Annotated in this window: 20 protein-coding genes; 7 read left to right on the top strand and 13 right to left on the bottom strand. The window is 67.5% G+C overall.

The window, feature by feature from the left end; genetic code table 11:
* The 5 genes from QN239_RS20570 to QN239_RS20550 form a co-directional block, all read right to left on the bottom strand.
* Positions 1–1,260, bottom strand: coding sequence for an HNH endonuclease (locus tag QN239_RS20570; RefSeq protein WP_499013089.1), 1,260 nt, complete (start codon positions 1,258–1,260; stop codon positions 1–3).
* Positions 1,261–1,368: 108 nt separating this feature from the next.
* Positions 1,369–1,557, bottom strand: a complete 189-nt coding sequence (locus QN239_RS20565; RefSeq protein ID WP_499013088.1) for a hypothetical protein — start codon at positions 1,555–1,557, stop codon at positions 1,369–1,371.
* Between the two features lie 97 nt (positions 1,558–1,654).
* Positions 1,655–2,374, bottom strand: a complete 720-nt coding sequence (locus tag QN239_RS20560) for a hypothetical protein (protein ID WP_499013087.1) — start codon at positions 2,372–2,374, stop codon at positions 1,655–1,657.
* Positions 2,375–2,415: 41 nt separating this feature from the next.
* Positions 2,416–3,660: a hypothetical protein gene (locus tag QN239_RS20555; RefSeq protein WP_499013086.1), complete on the bottom strand. Its 1,245-nt coding sequence runs from the start codon at positions 3,658–3,660 to the stop codon at positions 2,416–2,418.
* 132 nt (positions 3,661–3,792) lie between these two features.
* A complete protein-coding gene (locus QN239_RS20550; protein WP_499013085.1) occupies positions 3,793–4,077 on the bottom strand; it encodes a type VII secretion target in 285 nt (94 codons plus the stop codon).
* Positions 4,078–4,320: 243 nt separating this feature from the next.
* On the opposite strand from QN239_RS20550, the gene nhaA reads away from it, so the two are divergent.
* Together nhaA and dxs are read left to right on the top strand one after the other, a co-directional pair.
* A complete protein-coding gene (gene nhaA, locus QN239_RS20545) occupies positions 4,321–5,589 on the top strand; it encodes a Na+/H+ antiporter NhaA (RefSeq protein WP_499013083.1) in 1,269 nt (422 codons plus the stop codon).
* A 27-nt stretch (positions 5,590–5,616) separates the two neighbouring features.
* Positions 5,617–7,527, top strand: coding sequence for a 1-deoxy-D-xylulose-5-phosphate synthase (dxs, locus tag QN239_RS20540; protein ID WP_499013082.1), 1,911 nt, complete (start codon positions 5,617–5,619; stop codon positions 7,525–7,527).
* Positions 7,528–7,544: 17 nt separating this feature from the next.
* Here the strand turns inward: dxs and QN239_RS20535 are convergent, their stop codons facing one another.
* Together QN239_RS20535 and QN239_RS20530 are read right to left on the bottom strand one after the other, a co-directional pair.
* Complete coding sequence (locus QN239_RS20535) at positions 7,545–8,810, bottom strand: HRDC domain-containing protein (protein WP_499013080.1); 1,266 nt, start codon at positions 8,808–8,810, stop codon at positions 7,545–7,547.
* The gene (locus QN239_RS20530) at positions 8,810–9,391 is read right to left on the bottom strand and encodes a DUF3000 domain-containing protein (RefSeq protein WP_090356439.1); all 582 of its coding nucleotides are present in this window, start codon (positions 9,389–9,391) and stop codon (positions 8,810–8,812) included. The genes QN239_RS20535 and QN239_RS20530 overlap by 1 nt, the downstream gene beginning before the upstream one ends.
* 110 nt (positions 9,392–9,501) lie before the next feature.
* Here QN239_RS20530 and hemE point away from each other — a divergent pair, with 110 nt between their 5' ends.
* From hemE to QN239_RS20510, 4 genes are read left to right on the top strand one after another with little or no spacing between them, the layout of a single operon-like run.
* Positions 9,502–10,551, top strand: coding sequence for a uroporphyrinogen decarboxylase (gene hemE / locus QN239_RS20525; RefSeq protein ID WP_499013078.1), 1,050 nt, complete (start codon positions 9,502–9,504; stop codon positions 10,549–10,551).
* Positions 10,548–11,903, top strand: coding sequence for a protoporphyrinogen oxidase (locus tag QN239_RS20520; protein WP_499013077.1), 1,356 nt, complete (start codon positions 10,548–10,550; stop codon positions 11,901–11,903). Before hemE ends, QN239_RS20520 begins: the two co-directional genes overlap by 4 nt.
* 4 nt (positions 11,904–11,907) lie before the next feature.
* A complete protein-coding gene (hemQ, locus tag QN239_RS20515; RefSeq protein WP_499013075.1) occupies positions 11,908–12,600 on the top strand; it encodes a hydrogen peroxide-dependent heme synthase in 693 nt (230 codons plus the stop codon).
* Between the two features lie 54 nt (positions 12,601–12,654).
* Complete coding sequence (locus QN239_RS20510) at positions 12,655–14,964, top strand: putative bifunctional diguanylate cyclase/phosphodiesterase (protein WP_499013074.1); 2,310 nt, start codon at positions 12,655–12,657, stop codon at positions 14,962–14,964.
* Here the strand turns inward: QN239_RS20510 and msrB are convergent.
* From msrB to QN239_RS20490, 4 genes are read right to left on the bottom strand one after another with little or no spacing between them, the layout of a single operon-like run.
* The gene (msrB, locus tag QN239_RS20505) at positions 14,921–15,334 is read right to left on the bottom strand and encodes a peptide-methionine (R)-S-oxide reductase MsrB (RefSeq protein WP_090356430.1); all 414 of its coding nucleotides are present in this window, start codon (positions 15,332–15,334) and stop codon (positions 14,921–14,923) included. The genes QN239_RS20510 and msrB overlap by 44 nt on opposite strands.
* Positions 15,331–16,617, bottom strand: a complete 1,287-nt coding sequence (gene aftC / locus QN239_RS20500; protein ID WP_187099087.1) for an arabinofuranan 3-O-arabinosyltransferase — start codon at positions 16,615–16,617, stop codon at positions 15,331–15,333. Before aftC ends, msrB begins: the two co-directional genes overlap by 4 nt.
* A 20-nt stretch (positions 16,618–16,637) precedes the next feature.
* The gene (locus QN239_RS20495; RefSeq protein WP_499013072.1) at positions 16,638–18,200 is read right to left on the bottom strand and encodes an alpha/beta hydrolase; all 1,563 of its coding nucleotides are present in this window, start codon (positions 18,198–18,200) and stop codon (positions 16,638–16,640) included.
* Between the two features lie 20 nt (positions 18,201–18,220).
* Positions 18,221–19,021 (bottom strand): pyrimidine reductase family protein, encoded by an 801-nt coding sequence (locus QN239_RS20490; protein ID WP_499013070.1) that lies wholly within the window; start codon positions 19,019–19,021, stop codon positions 18,221–18,223.
* Between the two features lie 35 nt (positions 19,022–19,056).
* On the opposite strand from QN239_RS20490, the gene zapE reads away from it, so the two are divergent.
* Positions 19,057–20,094, top strand: coding sequence for a cell division protein ZapE (zapE, locus tag QN239_RS20485; protein ID WP_090357215.1), 1,038 nt, complete (start codon positions 19,057–19,059; stop codon positions 20,092–20,094).
* A 66-nt stretch (positions 20,095–20,160) separates the two neighbouring features.
* Here zapE and QN239_RS20480 read toward each other — a convergent pair whose 3' ends face one another.
* On the bottom strand, positions 20,161–20,685 hold the full coding sequence (locus QN239_RS20480; protein ID WP_499013069.1) for a GNAT family N-acetyltransferase: 525 nt from the start codon (positions 20,683–20,685) through the stop codon (positions 20,161–20,163).
* Between the two features lie 5 nt (positions 20,686–20,690).
* Positions 20,691–21,245, bottom strand: a complete 555-nt coding sequence (locus QN239_RS20475; RefSeq protein WP_499013067.1) for a hypothetical protein — start codon at positions 21,243–21,245, stop codon at positions 20,691–20,693.

Raw genomic sequence — 21,245 nt, 5'->3', positions numbered from 1 at the left:
TCATGCCGCCCTGCGTGGCATGACGATATGGATGTCGCGGGTGAGTACCCGCATACCGCCGGCGATCGGTGGCGCGGTGGACCGGTAGACCGCACCGGTGGGGGTGGTGTATTCGGCGGTATGCCGGCCGGATTCGCCGGGAACCACGCGGACCGCCCAGCCGGACTGTTCTTTGACGTAATTGCACCGTTCGCACAGGCCCTGCCCGTTGACGGCAGTGGTCGGTCCGTCCCGATGGGCTGGGTGAGCGTGGTCGATGTGCCGGATGGGGGTGTTGCAGTACGGGGTGCGGCACGTGTCGTCGCGGAACCGGATGAACTGGGCCAACGCTTTCGGGAACGTGCGCGACTTCGACTCCATGGCGACCAGGGCGCCCCCGGCCGGGCTGGCGTACAGGCGACGCAGGGCGACCTCGCCGTCGTTGTCGAGGCCGTCGGTGATCAGCGAGCGCGCCACATCGGCCGGGACCGGTCCGTAACCCTCCACGGTGGCTGCGTCGTCGCCGCCGTCGACCAGGGTGTCGTCGGAGAGCACCACATTCACCGTCACAGGGACGGGTTCTTCGGCGGGCCGCCCGGTGACGCGTTCGACCAAGGTGTCGGCCATGACCTGCCCGCGGGTGCGGTCATCGGCGTTGGTCTTGACGGCCTTGTCGAGGGTGGCGTACACGGCGACGCCTTGTGGCATCGGCACACACGCCGTCACGTAGGTCATGCCCTCCGGCGCGGGACGGACGGAGACGTACCGATCATTGGGGGCTTTGGCGGCGCGGTCGACCACGGCCTGCGGGTCGAGTCGGTAGGCGATCTTCTTGGCTTCGGCGGTGATTCGAGCGTCCCCGAACCCCTCCAGGGCGTTCGGGTCGGCGCACAGTTCGTTGTCCAGCCGGCGGCGGTCTTCGACGGTCAGGCAGGCCGATTCCCGCACGATCAGAGTGGCGCGCCACTCCGAGAGCAGCCCCGCCGTCAACAGCGCCAAGGTGTGGGGCATCTCGTGGACCAACGCCTTGGCCAACCCGAGCAGTTTGGATCCCTGGTTCGGGGACTCACGGCGGGCGAGCGCGATCTCGCTGCCGAGGCCGCGACCGCGTTTGGACACGGGCACGCCGGCCGTGGCTTCGGCGGTCCGGCGCAGTTTCTCCCACTCCACGCTCAGGCGGGCCTGCTCGGCCGCCGCGGCCGACTTCTGTCGTTCGAGCTCGGCGATGCGGTCCCGCAAGGCTGCCTCGCGGGTGCCTTGATCCACCAATCGATCGAACATACGTTCGATATTACTCGTGATTCTGGTGCGTGTCGAGTAGGCGGTTTAGGCTCGGCCAGCCGCTGACCACCCGTGACCGCGGCTTCAGGCTCTATAGGGAGGACGTCGTCACTCGCCTGCGACTCCGCTCGTGCTTGCCAGTAACTCATCGATGCGCGCGGAATCGAGCCAGTGGGATGCCCAGGTGGCGTATGCCATCAGGGCAGCGACGATGCACCCGTTCCCTTGCCAGCCTTTTGACCGACGCATCACGGTGTCGATGCGCAAGGCCAGCAGGATCGCGATGATTACGGCCAACGCACCCGGGATCGCGCTCCATCGTGGGCTTTTCACCACGTCACCCGAGGTTGCACGATCTGAATGATCTGCGGTCCGATCGGCGGGCTCTCACAGGCTAATCAAGGTTGAATGATTGCTGTCGGAGTCGCTCAAGAGCCCGACCGTCGGCGAGTTCGACCCTGTCGTGTGGGTTCTGCCAGTAGTGGCGCATCATCCAGAACAGTGCCGTCCCGCCGGGCGTATACAGGTCGGCGCTCTCGATGACATCCTCGCCGCCATCGCGAAGCTTCAGCACCAACGCCTTCCGTGTGTGCCTCTTATTGGAAGTAGCCGCTACGCCACCGATGTCATCCCAACTATGGGTTGTTGTAAAAGCGATGTTGGCGTTCACGATCCCGGTCGGCGTCAATTTCAGGTACCCGATGCCGCCGCGCCGCACTGCGCTGAGCACACCCGTGATGGCAGCTATTACGCCGAAACCCATTCCGATAGGGGAGAAGATCTGCCAACCGCGCGACATCGGGATGTCCACCTGGCCTGTCGGTGTGAAGATTACGAAGAGGATCCCAGCTGGAATGAAGAGAGCGATGCCGACAAAGAACAGCGCAGTGGATCGTCGATCGGGACGGATGGTGAATCCTGTCGCGTCACTGGTCACGTTCAGCCTTGTGTGGCCGAACGACACGAGAAGCAACGCGATGACGACGGCTGACGGAAAGGCCATGACGCCAAAGATGATCGCTGAAGTCAGGTAGTGCCCCCGGGTAAAGGTGATGCAGCCCCACGCCAGCGAAAGCCCGACAATGAGGCTAAAGCCGAACAAAACCCATCTCACGGTCCGTTTGCCTTCTCGCCACTCCGCTGGTTCGTGAAGTCCTAGTACGGACAAATGACACCTCCGACGAACTTTCCGAGATCGGCCGCGCCGAAACCCCCGGCAATTCCGCCGATGACGGCGAGGGCTGGTATCGCGATCGGGGCGGCGGGGCCGGTGTAGGCCCCGATGAAGGCACCCAATTCGACGCCTCCCCACCCGCCGGCAAATCCTCCTGCTCCCGAAACTGCTGCGATGCAGGCTTCCTGGCCTGAATCTGCCATTGCCATGTCGAACACGGTCGTCGCGACGCTGAGAGCGGGACCGCCGAACTTGGTTGCCCTATGGACATCTTCAATGGATTCCGCGGTGAGCATCGGCAGCCCGCCACCATTCACGATGTGCTTCTCGAGACCCGAGATTGCGCCACCTGTGTACTGAGAAATATCGTCGATGAGGTCCACGGGAACTGCCTGATGTCTGCCGGAAGGTGTGGTGAACCCCGCGGACCTGAGTCCAGTCGGGTCCCTGGACATGGTGAAGTTCGAACCATCCGGCCAAGTGATTGACGTGTAATCACAGTCCGACCCGAGGTCGTGCCACGAACTCGACTCGGAAACTTCGTTTCCGTTCTTGTCGAATTGTTCGACCGTGATGAAGTTCTGCTTGGTGGGAAAGTCGATCCAGTTGCGCTTAGTGATGACCTGCTTGCTGCCATCTTGCATGGTGACGGCGGTGACTTCCTCCCCGTGTTGGTTCACCGACTCGGCAACCTCGCGTATCGACACCGACTGGTCACCTGCCCGGATTGCCTCTTGGCCAAGCATTCCGACGGTGGTGTGCGGGTTCGGGACCTGATCACCCGGTCTCTGTAACGGTGGCACCAGCAATGAACCAAGGTCAGAAGTCATCGGTCCAGGTTCGACGAACCCGAATTCATGGCCAGCGGCGATCAATGCGTTCGCCGTCGCGTCATCGGCGTCGCCGACTGCACCGAGCATGCCGTTGATTGCTGCCTGCTCCTGCGCTGCCAGCGCCTGAAGCTGAGCGAACTTGTCGGCGGACATCCGGACAGGATCGATGAGGACCACCCATTGGTCGGTGACGGTGAGCTCGCCGCTGTCCACTTGTTCGGCTTTGTTGAGCAAAGCGGATCGGGCGGGACCGATGGTCGCGGCTCCTTCGGTCAAAGCCGTCGATACCGCGTTGGTGTAGCCCGCGAACCTCGTTGCGGTGATGTTCGCGCGCTGAAACATGGCCGCGGCAGCGGCGTGGGATCGCCCCGACCAGGCCTTTGTTTCTGGCATGCGTTGACACGCCGTGTCGATACCCAGGACAGCGCTCGCGACAGAGGTACCACCGGCTCTTATCGACGACGCGGACCCGGCGAGAGCATCCGGGTTCCAGCTCTTCAGGGTTGGTCGGGAAGGGAGCACGAGCTAGAACAGCCCGTCGAAGGAGCCGGCCAAGGATTCGTCCTCGACTTCGAAGCTGTCAGCAGCACCTCGGACGGCTGTGCCCAACTTGGAAACGTCGCCGGCAAGTTGATCCGCAGTCTTTGCAAGATGTTCTCCCACGGCGCGAGTGGCCCATTGGGTGGTCGAGCCGGGTAGTGAGTCGGCGCCGCACACGCACTCTGAACCGATCTTCGTGCCGGTGATAGCTCCAGATGCAGACGCGACCTGCTGTGCAAGGGCGCGAAGGACGTCGGGATCAACGAGCATGGTCAGAACACCCCCGGACCGTGAACAAGGCTCGTCTGAGTCTATGGCGTCGATTGCGGCGGCTTGCGCACCATTTTCGAGAAGCGGCCCGGGCGCATGGTTGACTAAAAAGTGGTCGGAGCGGCTGACGCGCGTCGTCGCTTGCGGTCGAGACACGGCGAGCTGGAGGTGCGCACGATAGCCTTGGGCGCGGGTGTGCCGGGAAGTCTGGTCGGCGTCGCTGACTGCTGACCGAGGAACGAGATGATCACGCGCCGACTGTTCACCCGCAGCTCCTGGCCGGAGACCAAGCGGCTCACCGAAACCCTGCGCAGCGAAACCGTCGGTGGCGTCCTGCTGCTCATCGCGGCGGGAGCGGCGCTCATCTGGGCCAACTCGCCATGGGCGGCGAACTACAAAGAACTGTCGGACTTCGTCCTCGGCCCAGAGAAGCTCCATCTGAATCTGTCCGTCAGCGCGTGGGCGGCCGACGGCCTGCTGGCCATCTTCTTCTTCGTCGTGGGGGTGGAGCTCAAACGGGAGTTCGTGGCCGGCGACCTCCGCGACCCCGCCCGCGCCGCTCTGCCCATCGCGGCCGCCATCGGCGGCATGATCGTTCCGGCCGGCATTTTCCTCGCCGTCAACGCGCATCACCGGGAGAACCTCGGCGGCTGGGCGGTGCCCATCGCCACCGACATCGCGTTCGCACTCGCGGTGCTGGCGGTGCTATCCACCCACCTGCCGACAGCCCTGCGAACCTTCCTGCTCACCTTGGCCGTCGTCGACGATCTTCTGGCGATCACCGTGATCGCCGCCTTCTACACCGACCACCTGGCGCCCGGGCCGCTGCTCGCAGCCTTGATACCCATTGCGCTCTTCGGGCTGGCCGTGCAAAAAGGCATCCGGCATCCGGCACTGCTCGTCCCGCTCGCCGTGACGGCGTGGGCGCTGGTGCACGCCAGTGGTGTGCACGCGACGGTGGCCGGCGTGCTGCTCGGGTTCACGGTGCCTGCACTGGGCCGCCACGCCGCGGCCGAGACAATCGAGCACACGATCAGGCCGCTGTCGGCGGGGGTGGCGGTGCCGGTGTTCGCGTTCTTCGCCGCAGGTGTCACCGTCGGCGGATTTCACGGCTTCGCCGATGCCCTGACGCATCCTGTGACGCTCGGTGTCATCGCGGGTTTGGTGGTGGGTAAGCCGATAGGTGTGTTCGGCACCACATGGTTGTTGGCCCGATTCACCAAGGCGAGCCTCGACGACGAGCTGGCCTGGCGTGATGTGCTCGGCGTCGCGCTACTGGCGGGGATTGGGTTCACCGTGTCGCTGCTCATCGGTGAGCTGGCCTTCGAAGACGGCAGCTTGGCCGATGTCGATGTGAAGATCGCGGTGCTGTCCGGATCTGTGCTGGCCGGGGCGTTGGCGGCCGTCGTGCTGGCCAGCCGCAACGCCGCATACCGGCGGATCCATGTGCTGGAAACCACCGATGCGGACCACGATGGCGTGCCCGACATCTATCAGGCTCGACGGGACTGACACGTGTTGCGTGCGTAAACTGGCGGGATGCTTGAACAGATCCGCGGCCCCGCAGATCTGCAGCACCTTTCCCAGTCGCAGCTCGACGACCTGGCCGGTGAAATCCGTGAATTCCTGATTCACAAGGTTGCTGCAACCGGCGGTCATCTCGGCCCGAACCTGGGCGTGGTCGAACTGACCCTTGCGCTGCACCGGGTCTTCGACTCCCCGCACGATCCCATCATCTTTGACACCGGCCATCAGGCCTACGTGCACAAGATGCTCACCGGACGTTGCGCGGACTTCGTGAATCTGCGGATGAAGGGTGGCCTGTCGGGCTACCCGTCCCGCGCCGAGAGTGAGCACGACTGGGTCGAATCCAGCCACGCCAGCACCGCACTGTCCTACGCCGACGGGCTGGCCAAGGCCTTCGAGCTGTCCGGCCACCGCAATCGCCACGTGGTCGCGGTCGTCGGCGACGGCGCCCTCACCGGCGGTATGTGCTGGGAGGCGCTCAACAACATCGCCGCTGCCAACCGGCCCATCGTGATCGTCGTCAACGACAACGGACGCAGCTACGCGCCGACCATCGGTGGGCTCGCCGACCACCTGGCCACCCTGCGGCTGCAGCCGGGCTACGAGAAACTGCTGGAGAAGGGCCGCGACACCGTGCGCGGTGTGCCGTTGATCGGCGAGCTCTGCTACCAGTGCATGCACAGCGTCAAGGCGGGTATCAAGGATGCGCTGTCGCCGCAGGTGATGTTCACCGACCTCGGCGTGAAGTACGTCGGCCCGATCGACGGGCATGACGAGCGTGCGGTCGAGGCGGCGCTGCGCAGCGCGCGCGGGTTCAACGCCCCGGTGATCGTGCATGTCGTCACCCGCAAGGGCAACGGGTATTCGCACGCCGAGAACGACGAAGCCGAACAGATGCACGCCACCGGCGTCATCGATCCGCACACCGGTCGGCCCACGTCGGTGGCGGCGCCCGGCTGGACGGCGGTGTTCTCCGACGAGCTCATCAAGAAGGCCGCCCGGCGCCGCGATATCGTCGCGATCACCGCGGCCATGCCGGGCCCGACGGGGCTGAGCGCGTTCCGCCAGGAGTACCCGGACCGCTTCTTCGACGTCGGGATCGCCGAACAGCACGCGATGACATCGGCGGCCGGGCTGGCGATGGGTGGTATGCACCCGGTGGTGGCCATCTACTCGACATTCCTGAACCGGGCGTTCGACCAGTTGATGATGGACGTCGCGCTGCACAAGCTGCCGGTCACCATGGTGCTCGACCGCGCCGGTGTCACGGGCAACGACGGTGCCAGCCACAACGGCATGTGGGACCTCTCGATGCTGGGCATCGTGCCCGGTATCCGGGTCGCCGCGCCGCGTGACGCGGCCCGACTGCGCGAGGAGTTCGGCGAGGCGCTGGACGTCAAGGACGGCCCGACCGCCATCAGATTCCCCAAAGGCGCAGTGGGCGAAGACATTCCGGCGCTGGAGCGGCGCGCCGGGGTCGACGTGCTGGCGGTACCGGCCGACGGTCTGTCCACCGACGTGCTGCTCGTCGCGGTCGGTTCGTTCGCGGTGATGGGACTCGCCGTCGCCGAGCGTCTGCAGCGGCAGGGCATCGGTGTCACGGTCGTGGACCCGCGCTGGGTGATCCCGGTTCCCAAAGCGCTGCACGCGCTGGCCTCCGCGCACAAACTCGTGGTCACCCTGGAGGACAACGGCGTCAACGGCGGGATCGGTTCGCTGATCTCGGCTGCGTTGCGCCGCAACGAGATCGACGTTCCATGTCGCGATGTCGGGGTTCCGCAGGAGTTCCTGGAGCACGCGTCGCGTTCAGAGATCCTCACCGAGATCGGACTCACCGATCAGCATCTCGCCCGGCAGATCACCGGCTGGGTGGCGGCGCTGGGCAGCCCGGTGGGCGACCACGTCAGCGAACAGGTCGACTGAGCGACAGTCCCGCGCGCTCAGCTCACGTCGATGGTGAGCGCTGCCGTCAGCGCCGGCCCGGTGAGTTCGCGCTGCCATGGTCGTGCCCCGGCCTGGGCCAGGAACTCGTCGACGGCGGTTGCCACGTCGGGGACCGGCTGCCAGTCCCAGCACAACCGGCGCAGCGTGTCCGGAGTCAACAGGTTCTCGGCGGGAACCGAAACCCGTTGGGACAGTTCGGCCAGTCCGGCGCGCGCCTTCTCCAACCGCTCGGCGGCCTCGGGCTTGCGCCGCGACCACCGCGACGTCGGCGGCGGGCCGTTGACGGGTTCGGTGCCGGTCGGCGGATCGGGATCCTGACGGGCCCGGGCCAGCGCATCCAGCCAGACCTGTGCACTGCGCCGCTGTCGACTTCCGCCGAAAATCGGTAGTGCGGTGAGCTTTTCGATGGTGTCCGGATCGGCGGTGGCGGCGCTGATGATCGCCGAGTCGGGCAGGATCCGGCCGGGCGCGATATCCCGGCGAGCGGCGATGTGATCGCGCGTGGTCCACAATTCCCGCACCGCGGCCAGGGCCCGCGGGTTGCGGACCTTGTGGATACCGGAGGTGCGGCGCCACCGGTCCCGCCGGGTCGGCGTCGACTCGACATTGCGCAGGTACTCGAATTCCTGTGCAGCCCAGTCGGATTTGCCCTGTTCCTCAAGCACCGCGGCGACTGCGTGGCGCAGTTCCACCAGCACCTCGACGTCCAGTGCGGCGTAGTTCAGCCATTCCTGGGGGAGTGGCCGTTTGGACCAGTCGGCCGCGCCGTGCCCCTTCACCAGGCCCAGCCCCAGTAGCCGACGGACTTCCTCGGCAAGGTTCACCCGCTCGAAGCCGGCTAGCCGGCCGCCCAGTTCGGTGTCGTACAGCCGTGGTGGCGTCATCCCGAGCTCGGCCAGGCACGGCAGATCCTGATCGGCGGCGTGCAGTATCCACTCGTCGGTGCCGAGTACCTGGGCGACCGGTGCCATCACGTGCAGGGGGTCCCCGCCGTGGTTGACCGGATCGATCAGCACGGTGCCGGCTCCGGCGCGCCGGATCTGCACCAGGTATGCCCGGTTGGAGTAGCGGAAACCCGACGCCCGTTCGGCGTCGATGGCGAACGGGCCGGTACCGCCGGCCAGCCGTTCGGCAGCACGGGCGATATCGCTCGGATAGATCGACAGCGGTGGCACGCCCTCGGCGGGGGCCAGGAGGGGAATCGCCTCTGGCTCGACGCTGTCAGCGACTGCGCCGTCAGGCTCGGGGTCGGTCTCGGTCATCAGGCGCGGGTGCGGGAGCCCAGGCTGGTGACTCCCGCCGGCGGAAGGCCGGCCGCATGCTCGAGAACCTCACAGAACGCCTGCACATGTGGACCGAGCTCGAGGTTGGTGGCAGTCCACGACGCGCGCAGCTCCAGCTGGTGGGCCCGCGGCGGGCCGGAGATGTCGCCGTAGCGCACCGACGTGGTGGCGGTGACGGTGCCACCCAGCGCGGTGACGGCCTCGGCGTGCGACTCCAGGGCGTCCACCAGCCAGCTCCAGGCCACTTCGGGCAACAGCGGATCGACGGCCTCGGTGGAGTCCAGGTCGGCCTGGATATAGGCGACCAGGCGCATGGTGCCGTCCCAGGCCTCGGCGCCCTCGGGATCGTGCAGCAGGATCAGCCTGCCGAAGGCGTCACCCTCGGAACGCTCGGGGACGATCGTCGTCTCAGGGTGGCGAACCTCGGCGCCCAGCGCGTAGCTGAAGGGGGCCAGCCGTTGCGGCGGCCTGATCGGGCCCAGCTCGATTTCCGGCCGCACCGTCGCAGCATTCATTGCTGCGACCGCGGTACGGAACTGGGCCGGTTCGGCGGACGTCACACCAAATCACGCTAGACCCAACCGGCCCCGGGGGTGCGCAGGCGCGCCGGATTTCTGCGTCGAGGCACGCCAGAGTCCGGTGCAGACCCCCGCGGCTAACATGGGGGTCGATGAATACCCGCCGTGACCTGCCCGAGTCTCCTTTTCTCGCCGCTGCCGCCGGACGTACGCCCTCGCGTATACCCGTGTGGTTCATGCGCCAGGCGGGTCGTTCGCTGCCCGAGTACCGGGAGTTGCGCGCCCACCACAAGATGCTCGATGCGTGTTTCGACCCGGAGTTGGTTGCCGAGATCACCCTGCAGCCGGTGCGACGCCACGGCGTCGACGCGGCCATCCTGTTCTCCGACATCGTGGTGCCACTGCGAGCCGCCGGCGTCGGGCTGGACATCGTGCCCGACGTCGGTCCGGTCATCGATCACCCGATACGCACCCGCGCCGACGTCGACGCCTTGAAACCCCTTGAGCCGCACCAGGTCGCGCCCGTCTCCGACGCGGTCAAGCTGTTGGTGTCCGCCCTGGGCGAGGTGCCGCTGATCGGTTTCGCGGGCGCCCCGTTCACCCTGGCGTCTTATCTGGTGGAGGGCGGGCCCAGCCGCAACCACGAGAAGACCAAGGCCATGATGCTCGGTGACCCGGACACCTGGCATGCGCTGATGACGGCGCTCACCGACCTGACCATCGCCTTCCTGACCGCGCAGCTCGCCGCCGGCGTGGACGCCATCCAGGTGTTCGACTCCTGGGCGGGCACCTTGTCGCTGGCCGATTACCGGGCCTCGGTGCTGCCGCACAGCTCACGGGTGTTCGACGCGCTCAAGGGCGAAGGCGTGCCGATGACGCACTTCGGGGTGGGAACGGCCGAACTGCTCGGCGCCATGGGCGAGGCCGGGGCCACCGTGGTCGGCGTGGACTGGCGGACCTCGCTGGCCGACGCCGCGACGCGGGTGCGACCGGGCACCGTCCTGCAGGGCAACCTGGATCCGGTCGTGCTGCTCGCGGGCTGGCCGGTGGTGGAACGTGCGGCACGCGCCGTCGTGGCCGACGGCCGCCGCGCCCAGGAGGCCGGCGCGGGTGGGCATATCTTCAATCTCGGTCACGGCGTGCTGCCGGCCACCGAGCCCGGGGTGGTGACCGATCTGGTGGAGCTGGTGCATTCATTGTGAAATCGGCGTACTGCGTTGTCGGCGGCGGCATTTCGGGCTTGACCGCCGCGTATCGACTGCGCGTTGCCGCCGGGCCGGATGCGTCGATCACCCTGTTCGACCCGGCCGACCGCCTCGGCGGGGTGTTGCGCACCGAACAGGTCGGCGGTGTGCCGGTGGACCTGGGCGCCGAGGCGTTCATCGCGCGGCGGCCCGAGGTGCCCGCGCTACTCGACGAACTCGGCCTGGCCGGCCGGCAGGTCGCCAGCACCGGGGCGCGGCCGCTGCTGTTCACCCAGGGCCGGTTGCACCCGGTCCCCACCGGAACCTTGCAGGGCATCCCGGCGCAGGCCGCGTCGGTGGCGGGTCTGGTCGACGACGCGACGGTGGCGCGTATCGAGGCCGAACCCGGGCGGCCGTTGCACTGGCGTACCGGCGCGGATCCGTCCGTCGCCGAGCTGATCGGGGACCGATTCGGCGAGCAGGTGGTGACGCGTTCGGTGGAGCCGCTGCTCACCGGGGTGTACGCCGGCTCGGCCGAGACCATCGGGATCCGCTCGGCGGTTCCCACCCTGGCCGCCGCACTGGATCGGGGCGCCCGCAACCTCAGCGACGCGGTGCGCGATGCCTTGCCGCCGCCGCGGGACGGCGCGTTGTTCGGCGCCATCGCGGGCGGCTACGGATTGCTGGTCGACGAACTGGCCCGGCGGGCCGGTGTGCGCTGGGTACAGGTCGGCATCGAACGGGTGATGCGGTCGGCGCGCGGCTGGGATCTGGTGGACGACGAAGGCGGCCACTGGAGTGCGGACGCGGTGGTGCTTGCGGTACCGGCGCCGCGGCTGAGCAGACTGATCGAGCACGTCGCGCCGCGCAGCGCCGCGGCGGCACGGCGGGTGACGGTGGCCTCGTCGGCCGTGGTCGCCCTGGCCCTGCCCGGCGGCACCCCGCTGCCCCCACAGTCCGGTGTGCTGGTCGCCGGCGGAGAAGCCTTGCACACCAAGGCGATCACGCTCACCTCGCAGAAGTGGGGACGGCGCGGCAATATCGAACTGGTGCGGCTGTCGTTCGGCCGCTACGGTGATCAGCTGGCCCGCAGCGTGGGCGACGACCGACTGCTGAGCTGGTCCCTGGAGGACCTGGACCGGCTCTTCGGGATCGTCGCCGACCCGGTTGACTGCCGGGTGCAGCGGTGGATCGACGCGATGCCGCAGTACGGTCCGGGACACGCCGATCTGGTGGCCGAAGTACGGGCCGGGCTGCCGCCGACACTGGCGGTCGCGGGCGCCTACCTGGACGGGATCGGGGTGCCCGCGTGTGTCGCTGCCGCCACCCGGGCGGCCGGGAAACTGGCGGGCCCCGGCGTGGCACGATAGCCCCATGGCCAAGCTCGATTACGACGCGCTCAACTCGATGACCCGATACATGATGATCTCGGTTTTCGCCGTGCAGCCCGACTCGCTGGACGCGGACCGGTCCGCGCTCGTCGATGAGACCGCGACGTTCCTCAAACAGCAGGAGGAGCGGGGTGTCGTGGTGCGCGGGCTCTACGACGTCGCCGGCTTCCGCGCCGACGCCGATTTCATGATCTGGACCCATGCCGAGCGGGTCGAGGACCTGCAGACCACCTACCGGGACTTCCGGCGCACCACCCTGGGACAGGCCAGTGATCCGGTCTGGAGCGTGGTCGCGCTGCACCGCCCGGCCGAGTTCAACAAGAGCCACGTCCCGGCCTTCATCGCGGGCGAAGACCCGGGCGATTACGTCTGCGTCTACCCGTTCGTGCGGTCCCTGGAGTGGTACCTGCTGCCCGACGACGAGCGCCGCAAGATGCTCGTCGAGCACGGGATGGCGGGCCGGGAGTACCCGGATGTGCGGGCCAACACGGTGCCCGCGTTCGCGCTCGGCGACTACGAGTGGATCCTGGCCTTCGAAGGCCCGGATCTGGGGCGCATCGTCGAGCTGATGTGGAAGCTGCGCTACACCGACGCCCGTCGCCATGTCCGGGAGGAAACCCCGTTCTTCACCGGCCCCCGGGTGGCGGTCGAGGATCTGCTGGCCCGTCTGCCCTGATCCCACGCCCAACCTCGGGCGCTGGCGACCACAATTTTGCTAGCCTCACGTCCGATGCCACGGTTCGCATGGGTAGCGAGTGCGGCGACGGTCACCACCGCCGCGTGGTGTGCATGGCTGATGGCGGGCTGGGGCGGACCCGACGTGGTGTCGGCGGCCGATGATCTCGGTTTCGTGGCGGTGTCCGGATTTGCGACGAGCTGCGCCGGTTACACCGCGTGGCGTGCTCTCGGTCGGCAACGGCTGGCGTGGATTTTCATCACGATCGGACTGTTCGGCTGGACCGTGGGGTCGGCCGTATGGGCCTACTACGAATGGTGGTTGGGGACCGCGCCGTTTCCTTCCCTCGCCGACGCCGGCTACCTCATGTTTCCGGTCTTCGTATGTGCCGGGCTGCTGGTCCTGCCCGTGGGTGCGTCGGGGTACACCTATACCCGCCTCGTCCTGGACGGCGTGATCGTCGCGGGCTCACTTTTCGTCGTCGCCTGGTTCGCCGTGGTGCGGCAGATGTTCGCGAACGGCGGGGCAACGACATTCGAAGTCGGGCTGTCGCTGGCCTATCCGCTCACCGATCTGGTGGTGGTGACGGTGGCACTGCTGGTGCTTGCGCGCGCCCGGCCCGGCAACCGTGCCCCGCTGGTGCTGTTGACCGCTGGTGTCGTGCTGATGGCCCTGGCCGACTGCGGCTGGGCGTATCTGATCTCCCACGACGACTACCGCACGGTCAGCGTCGTCGATCTCGGCTGGGCATGGGGGCTGCTGCTGATCGGGGTCGGCGCACTGCTGTCGTCGCACCTTCCGCGCTCCCATGTCGACGGGGCGAGCGCGCCGACAGCCGCTGCACTGTGGGTGCCGTATGTGCCGTTGGCCGTCGCGATGGTGATCGGCGTGGCCAATGTGGTGTGGGTACCGGAGCTGGCGCCGGCGCTGGTGGCCTTCGTCCTGTTGGTGAGTGCCGTGGTGTTCCGGCAGGTCATCGTGGTGGGGGAGAACCGCCGGCTGCTGGCAAATGCCGAGGCGCAGGCCATGCGCGACCCGCTGACCGGGCTGGCCAACCGGGCCCTGTTCCAGGACCGGTTGACTCACGCGTTGTTGCTGCACCGTCGTGACAAGCAGCCGGTCGCGGTGTTGTCGCTCGACCTCGACGATTTCAAGCTCGTCAACGACGGTCTGGGCCATCCGACCGGCGATATCCTGCTGACCAGCGTCGCCGAACGCATCGTGGGTGCCGCACGCAGCAGCGATACGGTCGCCCGGCTGGGCGGTGACGAATTCGCCGTACTGCTCGAAGGTGATGCCGAGCAGTCCATCCAGGTCGCGCAGCGCATCGCGGCCGGTTTCGGCGACCCGTTCGCCATAGAGGGCCACTACCTACCGCTGCGGCCCAGCGCGGGTCTGGCCATCGCGGCGCCTGAGGGTCCGGAACTGTCCGCGGAGGCACTGATGGAGCGTGCCGACGTGGCGATGTACTCGGCGAAGCGGGCCCGAGCGCGCGAGGTGCGGGTGTTCTCGGCGGAGATGCAGCGTGCGGAGGGGTGGTCGGCGACCCGGACTCCCGTGGACGGTGCCGCGACCCTGCAGATGCTCGGCGAGTTGCGCTCGGCGATCGACAACGACGATCTCATCCTGATGTATCAACCGAAGTTCGACCTGCGCGACGAATCCATCGTCGGTGTCGAGGCACTGCTGCGCTGGCCGCACCCCTCGCGCGGGCTGCTCGCACCGGACGAGTTCCTGGCCCTGGTCCGTGAGCACGGGTTGATACGTTCGGTGACCGAACTGGTGGTGACCCAAGCCCTGGATCAAGCGGCGCTGTGGCGCGATCACGGGTTCACGGTGCCAATTGCGGTGAACCTGTTCGCGCCATCGCTGGCCGATCTGACCATGTCCGACCGCATCGTGCGGGCACTCGACGAGCGTGGCCTGGCGTGCGAGACGCTCACGGTCGAGGTCACCGAGGATCTGTTGCTGGACAACGTCGACCGGACCCGCGCGGTGATCGAGACGCTGCGCGGGTCCGGTGTGCGGGTGGCCCTCGACGACTTCGGCAGTGGCTATTCGACGCTGGCCTACCTGCGCGATCTCCCGATCGACGAGATCAAACTGGACCGCGATTTCGTCAGCGCAGTGCGCGGTGATCGGCGGGCCGGGGTGATCGTGCGCACGGTCGTCGCGCTGGCGCACGAACTGGGCATGACAACGGTCGCGGAGGGGATAGAGAACGCCGAAACCGTTGCGCTGCTTCACGAATACGGCTGCCGCTACGCGCAGGGGTACTTCTACAGCGAGCCGCTTTCGGCCGCCGCGATGCTGGAACTGCTCACTGCGCGCCGGCGGGCACGAGGCGCAGTGATATCGAGTTGATGCAGTACCGCTGATCGGTGGGGGTCGGGTAGCCCTCGCCCTCGAAGACATGGCCCAGGTGGCTGTGGCAGTTGGCGCACAGCACCTCGACGCGTGTCATCCCCAAGGTGTCGTCCCTGCGCAGGATCACCGCCTCGGAGTCTTTCGGGTCGAAGAAAGACGGCCAGCCGCAATGGGATTCGAACTTCTCGGTGCTGCGGAACAGTTCTGCCCCGCAGGCCCGGCACTCGTAGACACCGGGGGTCTTGGTGTCGGTGTACTCGCCGGTGAACGGCCGCTCGGTGCCGGCACGGCGGAGCACCGCGAACTCGGCCGCGCTGAGCTTCTCGCGCCACTCGTCGTCGGTGAGCTGGATCTTCGGCTCGGTCATGACGCCACGCTAGCGCGTGGCCGGTCTTCCGTCATCCAGGGTGGATCGATACCGGAATCCAGCCGGCCTTCGGCCTTGGCGTCCAGGTAGCGGTAATACAGCACGCAGAACACCACCACCAGCAGCAGTGACCAGCCGTAGGTGATCTTCATGTACTCCAGGAACCGTCCGGTGGTCGGCCAGCGCCACATCAGCCAGCGGTCCATCGTGAGGAACCCGTACACACCGAGCCAGGCCGGCCAGTTGCGCACCACCGAGTTCGGCAGCACCACCGTCATCAGGAACGGGAACAACATCATCGAGTAGTAGCCCTGCGCCAGGGACAGCACCAGCCACGAGGTGATCAGCAGGACACCGGAGGAGGTCAGCATCCAGAACAGTGGATCGCGCACCCGGTAGTACCGGTACAGCAGCCACAGGCTGGCCGCGGCCAACACCAGCGCGATCACCCGCAACAACAGGATCAGCCACATCGGCAGCCCGTAGTAGATGCCGTTGCCCAGGATCGACGAATTGAAGTAGTCCCGGGTGGACAGGATGTACGGGACGGTGTTGCGGAGGAAACCCATCGGGTCGGCGGACAGGGGCCAGGCGACTGCGTTGAACACCAGCGGCACCGCGAAGGCTGTCACCAGGGCACGCCATTGCCGGTTGAGCAGCGGCAGCAACAACAGCACGGCCAGTAGGGGTTTGAGTACCAGCGTCAGTCCGATGGCCGCACCCGCCCACCACTGATGGCCCACCTTGCCGGACAGCAACCAGTAGAAGAACAGCACCTCGGCCAGCAGCAGGCAGCCGTTGATATTGGTGAAAACCAAGGTGTTGGTCACCGATTCGGTGCAGTACACGGCCAGCAACAGGGCGGGAAATGCCACCGAGGTCAGCGAGAACTTGAACAGCCGTACCAGGATGCCGCACGCGATGATGATCGCGATCGAGTTGAACGCGACGAACCAGAAGCGCGACGCGAACTCCGGCAGGAACCCGAACGGGGCCAACAGCAGGGTGCCGCCCGGGGGGTACAGGTAGTGCGGGTCGACGTAGTTGAAGTGCTCGTTGTAGATGTCCCAGTGCCGGCGGAAATTCGAGACCGCCCGGTACACCGCACCGAAGTCGTCGGTGATGTAGCCGTTGGTGGTGAGCACGTAACTGCGGTGGATGATCGACATGATGGCGATCGGCCACAGCGCGGACCGCACCACATTGGCGGTGGTGGGAGCGGACGTGCGAGGTCGAAAGACGCTCAGGATGGTATCGGTTGGCGCCACCAGCGCACCGTACACCGGAGTGTGGCGGGCTCCGTTCAGGCGGGGCAGAACGTGTCGTTGCCCGGCAGCTTCCCACTGTCCAGATAGCCCAGCACCGGCGCGAGGGCACACGGTGAGTAGATGCTGGCGCCATGGCCGATGCCCTGCCAGATCACCCGCTTGCTGGTGGCGCCGGCGTTGATCATGGTGGCGGCCACCGCGGCCACCCCTTCATTGCCGATGATCGGATCGTTCTGCACGCCGAGCAGCAGCACCGGGATCTTGAGATCCTTGGGGTCCTTCGGTGCGGTGCCGCTCGGCCAGCTCAGGCAGTTGACCATGCGCAGCGCGCCGACAGAACCGAACTGCGGGTACAACTTCGGCCAGGCGACGACGAGTTCCCGGACCCGGTCGGGGGTGGGCCGGTTGAGCGCGTCGCTGCAGCCGTTGACGAACTGACCATCGGTCTGACGCGTGGCGTCGGCCTGGCTGATCAGAGTGTTCAGTGCAGTTGCGTCGCCGCCGCGGGCCGAGGCGAGTGCCCCCGCAAGCGCATTGGTGGCCGCGACGCGGTCGCCGCGCGGAAAGGCCAGCGCGGTGCTGATCGCGTCGGAGACGGCGGCGACCGAGGCACCGCCGGGACCGTTGCCGGCTCGGGCGGAGGACAGGATCGCGTCGATGGCCCCCTTCGGATCCGGGCCGAGCGGGCAGTTCACGGCGGCGCATTGGGCGGCGAACGCATCCAGTGCGGCCTGCTGGCCCTTCACCTTCTGCTCGGCGGTGGCTTCGGCGTTGATCGCCAGCGGCAGCGGTGAATCCAGGACCAGGCGGGACACCTTGTTCGGATGGGATCCGGCGTAGGCGAGCGCCACCTGCGCGCCGTTGCCGACGCCCAGCAGTGCGATGGTGTCGGCGTCCCAGGTGCTGCGCAGCCGCTCGATGTCCTCGGCGGCGTGTGCGTTGTCGTAGGCGGAGTCGCCGGGGGCGATGGTGTCGGTGCAGCTGGTGGTGGCGGTCTGGGCGATGGCGCTCAGGTTGGCCACCGGGTCGTCACCGGACTCGAACTGGGCCTGGTCGATCATCTCCTGGCGGTCGAAGCCGTCGCGGCAGTTGATGGCCGCCGACAGGCCGATACCGCGGCGGTCGATGGCGACGACGGGATGTGTCTTGAGCACATCGGTGCCGCCGCGGGTCAGCCAGACCGGCAGCTGACTGGACGACGGCAGGTCGCTACCGGTGGTCATCACCAGCGGGCCGGCGTCGGCGGGGGTGTCGGCCGTGCTGGCCCGGACCACGCCGATGTCGATGCTGCCGTTGGCGCCGCTGATCGGGTCCAGATCGGCGTTGAAGGTGGCGCAGTCCAGTTTGACCCCGGGTACCGGGGCGGTCGACGCGGCGGTGAACGTCTGAGTCGTGCAATCCCGCCACTGCAGAGCCTGATCGTTCTTGGGCGCGGCGATCGGTGGCGGCCCGGCGACCGTGCTGGTGGTTGCGGGCTGGCCCTGTGGGCCGGCGCCGGAGTCGGTGGCATAGCGCGGGTTTGCGGCCAGCAACGGGGCACACGATGTCAGCAGCAACACCGCAGCCGAGATACTCGCGGCCCGAACCAGATGACGCATGCCGACCACAGTAGCGATGGTCACGCAGAGGACTCGTGCGCCGCACGGCTGTAGCGCGTGTAGAGGTAGCCCTCCGAATCGGTGAGCACATGCCGGCGCTGCATCCGGTGCAGCGCCTCGACCGGGCTGTCGGTGACCCGTTTGGCTTTACCGCCGACGACGAATGGCGCGATGGTCAGACACAGCTCGTCGAGCAGGTCGGCGGCGATGAAGGTGCCGAGCAGGCTGGGACCACCCTCGGTGAGCACCCGGGTCAACCCGAGCCCGGCCAGGGTGGCGACCATGGCGTGCGGGTCCACCTCATCGGGGTCACCGGCCGAACAGTCGTGCACCGCGGCCAGCCCGGACAGCCGGGTTCGGGCGTCGATGGCCGCGTTATGCGAGGTCAGCACGAGCGGTGGGATCTCGGTGTGGGTGAACACGAGCAGGTCGTGGTTCAGCTGCGCCGACCGGGTGACGATCGCGATGGGTGGCACCTCGGCCTGGCCACGGTCTTGGCGCGCGGCACGCTCGCCGGCGCCCAGCTGTGCGCCCGAATAGTTCTCGGTGCGGACCGTCCCGGCACCGACCACCACGACATCGGCGAGTTCGCGCATCAGTCCGAACAGTGCCCGGTCCCCGGCGCCCCCGAGCCCGCCCGAGCGTCCGCCGGTGGTGGCCGCGCCGTCCAGGCTGGTGACGAAGTTGGCCCGAACCCAGCAGGTGCTCAGGGCCCTAGAATCGGGCGAGGGGTAGGCATACTGCCTGGCCAGCCCGCCGTCGGTGGCGCCGTCGGCGGGTTGCAGTGTTGTGAGTTCCGTCCCAGCAGCGGCATCCGACATGGGGATCATTGCAGCACGTCGATAGGGTGCACGACATGCAAAGCGGCGCAGGCGTCGAAGCTCTGGTGGATCGGCATCCCAAGGTCACACCGGAACAGCTGGTCGCACGGTTGGTACCGCCGCCGACGTTCGCCGATGTCAGTTTCGACACCTACCGTCCAGATCCGGCCGAGCCGTCGCAGGCCGCCGCGGTGGTCAAGTGCCGCACGTTTACCGAGCAGGCGCTGGAGCGGCGCGCGGGCAAGAAGAAGCTGTTCGGCAAACGGGAGGTGCTACCCGGCGTCGGGGTCTACCTCGACGGTGGGTTCGGTGTCGGCAAGACGCACCTGCTGGCCTCCACCTACTACGCGCTGTCGAACGCCGAGGTGGCGCCGACGGCGTTCGCCACCTTCGGCGAGCTGACCCAGTTGGCCGGGGTGTTCGGTTTCACCGAGTGCATCGATCTGCTCGCCGAGTACGTGGTGGTGTGTATCGACGAGTTCGAACTCGACGACCCGGGCAACACCACGCTGATCTCCCGGTTGCTCTCGGCTCTGGTGGAGCGCGGGGTGTCGATCGCGGCCACCTCCAACACGCTGCCCGAGCAACTCGGTGAGGGCCGGTTCGCCGCGCAGGATTTCCTGCGCGAGATCAACACGCTGGCCTCGATCTTCACCACTGTGCGGGTCGAGGGCCCGGATTACCGGCACCGCGGGCTGCCGCCCGCTCCGGAACCGCTGTCCGACGAGGATGTGCGCGCCCGGGCGGTCGGGGTGTCGGGGGCGACGCTGGACGATTTCGACGCGCTGTGTGCCCACCTGGCGACCATGCACCCGTCCCGGTATCACGCCTTGATCGACGGGGTCGACGAGGTGTTCATCACCGGGGTGCACCCGATCACCGATCAGAGTGTGGCGCTGCGGTTGGTGGCGCTGACCGACCGGCTCTACGACGCGGGCGTGCCGATTCTGGCGTCGGGCACCAAGCTGGACACCATCTTCAGCGAGGAGATGCTGGCCGGTGGGTTCCGCAAGAAGTATCTGCGTGCCACGTCGCGCCTGCTGGCGCTGACCGCGGCCGCCCAGGTTTCGTAGCGGAGGGCAGGAGCGCAGCGACCCGGGAATGTTGCGGAGGGCAGGAGCGCAGCGACCCGGGAATCGTTACAGCGGGCGCACCATCACGTAGTCGTTCTCGACGTGGCCGCCCAGCCGGAACGTCTTGGTGCCGCTGACGGTGAATCCCGACTTGGCGTAGAAGCGTTGGGCCCGTTGGTTTTCCTGGTTGACGCCCAGCCACACGCACGCTGCCCCGAGCGCCGCGCTGCGGGCCAGCACCTCGACCATCAGCGCCGTGGAGACCCCGGCGCCGTGCACATCGGGCAGGGCGTACATCTTGGACAGTTCCACCGCCGGCCGCAGCGTGACCGCGCCGGCCACCTCGGGATCGTCGGGTACGCCCCGAATCAGCATGGCGTAGCCCAGGATTCGGGTGTCATCGCGTGCGACCAGCACCACCCGGGTGGGGTCGTCGAGATATTTCGCGAAGTGCTGCACCGCGAGGTGGTCCGCGACGAAGGCCGCGACATTGTCGGGGGACACCGCGGGTGGGCAGGCCAGCGGGAAGGTGGTCGCGGCAACCTCGGCCAGTTGGGGAAGATCCGCAGGGGTGGCCGACTCGACGCGCATGCGCCTTACGGTAGCGGGGTGCCGGGCTGCCAGATGTTCCACTGCGCCAGGTGCGTTCCCGTCTGCGGATTGAGCATCACCACGTTGGTCACCAGGCCGCGGTACACATCCCAGTAGATCGCGCCGTTGACGGTCGACCCCGGAGCGGCGTTGAGCAGCGCGGTCTCCAGTGAGTCCGGTGCGTCGGTGTGCTTGGCGGTGTAGGCGTCGGCGTAGGGGGTGACTCCGCTGAACGTGGTGGCGATCGCCAGCTTGTACGGGTTGGGCGCCGAGAGGACGTGCACGGTGATCGGTGCCTTCCACGGTCCGCCGGTGGCCCGCCAGCGCGGCGAGCCGTTCCAGGTCCAGCCCGGCGGCACATCCGTGGGGATGACGTCGTGCACGGTGACGTCGGCGGCGAAATCGTCGAACTGCACGTGCAGGGTGTCACCCAGATTGCCGATCGGGGTGATGGGAGCGGCGGCCGGCGGTGCGGCCGGGGCTGCAGGAGCCAGCCCCACGGCCATCACCGCCGTCAAACCAGCAAGCACCACCGACATCATCCGAAGCATGTCTGGCAT

Origin of the sequence: Mycolicibacterium sp. Y3 (genome assembly GCF_051188035.1) — a bacterium.
In the GTDB taxonomy this organism is placed as follows: Bacteria; Actinomycetota; Actinomycetes; order Mycobacteriales; family Mycobacteriaceae; genus Mycobacterium; species Mycobacterium fluoranthenivorans.
The sequence above is the reverse complement of the archived record's forward strand: the minus strand, read 5'-3'. Positions and strand labels throughout refer to the sequence as shown.

Excerpts from the sequence above, each read along its gene's own strand:
- zapE (WP_090357215.1), top strand. The coding sequence starts at position 19,057 with ATGCAAAGCGGCGCAGGCGTCGAAGCTCTGGTGGATCGGCATCCCAAG.
- QN239_RS20475 (WP_499013067.1), bottom strand. The coding sequence starts at position 21,245 with ATGCCAGACATGCTTCGGATGATGTCGGTGGTGCTTGCTGGTTTGACG.
- QN239_RS20495 (WP_499013072.1), bottom strand. The coding sequence starts at position 18,200 with ATGCGTCATCTGGTTCGGGCCGCGAGTATCTCGGCTGCGGTGTTGCTG.
- msrB (WP_090356430.1), bottom strand. The coding sequence starts at position 15,334 with ATGACCGAGCCGAAGATCCAGCTCACCGACGACGAGTGGCGCGAGAAG.
- QN239_RS20550 (WP_499013085.1), bottom strand. The coding sequence starts at position 4,077 with ATGCTCGTTGATCCCGACGTCCTTCGCGCCCTTGCACAGCAGGTCGCG.
- QN239_RS20570 (WP_499013089.1), bottom strand. The coding sequence starts at position 1,260 with ATGTTCGATCGATTGGTGGATCAAGGCACCCGCGAGGCAGCCTTGCGG.
- hemQ (WP_499013075.1), top strand. The coding sequence starts at position 11,908 with ATGGCCAAGCTCGATTACGACGCGCTCAACTCGATGACCCGATACATG.
- QN239_RS20490 (WP_499013070.1), bottom strand. The coding sequence starts at position 19,021 with ATGTCGGATGCCGCTGCTGGGACGGAACTCACAACACTGCAACCCGCC.
- hemE (WP_499013078.1), top strand. The coding sequence starts at position 9,502 with ATGAATACCCGCCGTGACCTGCCCGAGTCTCCTTTTCTCGCCGCTGCC.
- QN239_RS20480 (WP_499013069.1), bottom strand. The coding sequence starts at position 20,685 with ATGCGCGTCGAGTCGGCCACCCCTGCGGATCTTCCCCAACTGGCCGAG.
- dxs (WP_499013082.1), top strand. The coding sequence starts at position 5,617 with ATGCTTGAACAGATCCGCGGCCCCGCAGATCTGCAGCACCTTTCCCAG.
- QN239_RS20510 (WP_499013074.1), top strand. The coding sequence starts at position 12,655 with ATGCCACGGTTCGCATGGGTAGCGAGTGCGGCGACGGTCACCACCGCC.
- QN239_RS20555 (WP_499013086.1), bottom strand. The coding sequence starts at position 3,660 with ATGCCAGAAACAAAGGCCTGGTCGGGGCGATCCCACGCCGCTGCCGCG.
- nhaA (WP_499013083.1), top strand. The coding sequence starts at position 4,321 with ATGATCACGCGCCGACTGTTCACCCGCAGCTCCTGGCCGGAGACCAAG.
- QN239_RS20535 (WP_499013080.1), bottom strand. The coding sequence starts at position 8,810 with ATGACCGAGACCGACCCCGAGCCTGACGGCGCAGTCGCTGACAGCGTC.